The sequence below is a fragment of the Actinoplanes sp. NPDC051633 genome (assembly GCF_040681735.1).
Taxonomy (GTDB): domain Bacteria; phylum Actinomycetota; class Actinomycetes; order Mycobacteriales; family Micromonosporaceae; genus Actinoplanes.
The window spans coordinates 1-3,168 of sequence record NZ_JBFAZH010000923.1 but is presented as its reverse complement, the minus strand read 5'-3'; the positions used below and the strand labels follow the sequence as shown (position 1 = coordinate 3,168).

Here is a 3,168-nt window from a genome sequence, read left to right as displayed (position 1 = left end):
CGCGCCCACCGCGTCCGCGGTCGCGCTGCCGAGCGGCTTCCAGGAGCAGATCGTCTTCAGCGGCCTCAGCTCACCGACCGATTTGGAGTTCGCGCCGGACGGACGCGTCTTCGTCGCCGAGAAGGGCGGCCGCATCAAGGTCTTCGACGACCTCGCCGACACGACCCCGACGGTGTTCGCCGACCTGTCGGCCAACGTGCACAACCAGTGGGACCGAGGTCTGCTCGGATTGGCGCTGGCACCCAACTTCCCGGCCAGTCCGTATGTCTACGTGTTGTACACATACGACGCACCGCCCGGCCAGACCGCCCCGGTCTGGAACGACGTGTGCGCCAACGCGAACGACGGGCGCTGCGTGGTCTCCGGCCGGCTCTCCCGCCTGCAGGCCGGCGGCGACACGATGACCGGCAGCGAGCAGGTCCTGCTGAACGACTGGTGCCAGCAGTTCCCGAGTCATTCCATCGGGGACATCGCCTTCGGCGCCGACGGGATGCTGTACGTCACCGCCGGCGACGGCGCCAGTTTCAGCGCGGTCGACTACGGCCAGTTCCCCTCCGGGGCGCCGACCAACCCGTGCGCCGACCCCGCCAATGAAGGCGGAGCGCTGCGCTCGCAGGACATCCGCACCACGGGCGACGAGACCCAGCTCGACGGCACGCTGCTGCGGCTTGACCCGGCCACCGGCGCGGCAGCGGCCGGCAACCCGAACATCGGCTCGGCCGACCCGGACGTCCGCCGGATCGTCGCCAACGGTCTGCGCAACCCCTACCGGCTCACCATGCGGCCCGGCACCAACGAGGCCTGGATCTCCGACACCGGGTGGAACACCTGGGAAGAGGTCAACCGGGTGGTCAACCCCACCGCGGGCGTCACCAACTTCGGCTGGCCGTGCTGGGAGGGCAACGCCCGCCAGTCCGGGTACGACAGCGCCAACCTGCCGATCTGCGAAAGTCTCTACACCGCACCGGCGGACACGCACACCCCGCCGTTCGTCGCCTGGAACCACGCCGCCAAGCTGGTCACGGGGGAGGCCTGCCCGACCGGTGGCTCATCATCGACCGGCGTGGCGTTCTACCCGACGGCCGGTGGCCCCTACCCGGCCGCGTACAACGGCGCGGTCTTCTTCGCCGACTACTCGCGCCGGTGCATCTGGGCGTCGCTGCCGTCCGCGCCGGGCGGCCTGCCCAACCCGGCCAACCTGCAGACGTTCATCTCCGACGCCGCCAGCCCGGTCGACCTCGAGGTTGGCCCCGGCGGGGAGGTCTACCACGTCGACCTGGGCGGCACCGTCCGCCGCGTGCGCTACTACCCGGGAAACCAGCCACCGAGCGCGGTCATCGCCGCGTCGCCGACGCAGGGCCCGACGCCGTTGATCGTGACGTTCAACGGCACCGGCTCCACCGACCCGGATCCGGCCGACGACGGTCGCCTGACCTACGCCTGGGATTTCACCGACGACGGCGTCACCGACTCCACCGCGCCGACGGCGACGTTCACCTACACCACCGTGGGCTCGTACACCGCGCGGCTGACGGTGACCGACACGTTGGGCGCGACCCACACCAGCACGATCGCGATCTCGCCCGGCAACTCGGCGCCGACGGCGGTGATGGACACGCCGGCCGCGAGCACGACCTGGAAGGTCGGCGACGTCATCGCCTTCTCCGGGCACGCCACCGATCCGCAGCAGGGCACCCTTCCCGCGTCCCGGCTCGACTGGGGCCTGGTCATGCATCACTGCTCCGCGCCCGACAACTGCCACGCCCATGACATCCGCAGCTGGACCGGTGTGGCGTCCGGATCGTTCGAGGCGCCCGACCACGAGTATCCGTCCTATCTGGAACTGAGGTTGGTCGCCACCGACCAGGACGGCCTCACGCACACCGTGACGCGGCGGCTGGACCCGAAGACGGTCAACCTGACCTTCAACACCGTGCCGTCCGGGCTCCAGCTCGCGGTCGGCTCGTCGTCGAGCATCACGCCGTTCTCCCGTACGGTGATCCAGGGCTCGACCAACTCGGTGTCCGCGCCGTCGCCGCAGGCCTCCTCGACGTTCGCGTCGTGGTCCGACGGCGGGCAGCAGACCCACGTCATCACCGCTCCGGCGGCGGCGACGACGTACACCGCGACCTACGCGGCCGCCCCGGCACCGCAGCGGATCGGCTACACCCAGGTCGGCGCGTCGGTGGACACCGGCGACGTGAACCACATGAACGGCTCGCGGTTCGTCACCGGGTCCGCCCCGGCGACGGTGACGTCCATGTCGGTGTACATGAAGGCCGTGCAACCGGCGCCGAACAACCAGTACCAGCTCGCCGTCTACGCCGACTCGAACGGCTCACCCGGGGCCCGGGTGGCGGCCAGCACGTCCGGCGCGCTGACCGCCAACTCGTGGAACACCCGGCCGATCAGCGCGACGCTGGCCGCCAACACCGCGTACTGGCTGATGTACAACACCAACGGCGACAACAACCTGAGCTTCGACGCCGGCACGGCCGGCCAGGGCGCCTGGAGCGCGTCCACGCCGTTCGGCACGTGGCCGACCCCGTTCGGCACGTCGAGCCGGTGGAACGCGAAGTTCTCCATCTACGCCACCACCGGCGCGGACACCGCCGCGCCGACGGTGACCTCCACGACCCCGGCCGGCGGCGCCACCGGGGTGGCGCTGAACGCGCCGATCACCGTGCGGTTCAGCGAGGGCATGGCGGCCGGCACGATCACGCCGGCGAACCTGGAGCTTCGCGGCCCGGGCGGCACGCTGGTGAACCGTACCGTCACCTACGACGCGGCCGGCCAGGCGGCGACGATCACGCCGTCCGCGGCGCTGGCCGCCTCGACCCAGTACACGGTGACCGTCCGGACGGGCGTCACCGACACGGCGGGCAACGCGCTGGCGGCCAACCACCAGTTCTCGTTCACCACCTCGAACCCGAGCGCTCCGCGACTGGGGTACGACCAGGTCGGCGGCTCGCTGGACGCCGGCGACATGAACTTCATGAACGGCTCGCGGTTCGTCAACGGCGCCACGGCGCTCCCGGTGAGCCAGGTCTCCGTCTATCTCAAGACGGTGCAGGCCGCGCCGGGCAACCAATACCAGGTGGCGATCTACGCCGACGCGAACGGCTCGCCGGGCGCGCTGGTGGCGGCGAGCGCATCCGGCACGCTGAC

At 71.0% G+C, this 3,168-nt stretch carries 1 protein-coding gene; it reads left to right on the top strand.

Annotation, left to right across the window (positions count from 1 at the left end; all coding sequences use genetic code 11):
• Positions 1-3,168: Ig-like domain-containing protein (locus AB0M20_RS34555; RefSeq protein ID WP_364304564.1), on the top strand; the 3,168-nt coding region annotated here is incomplete at both ends.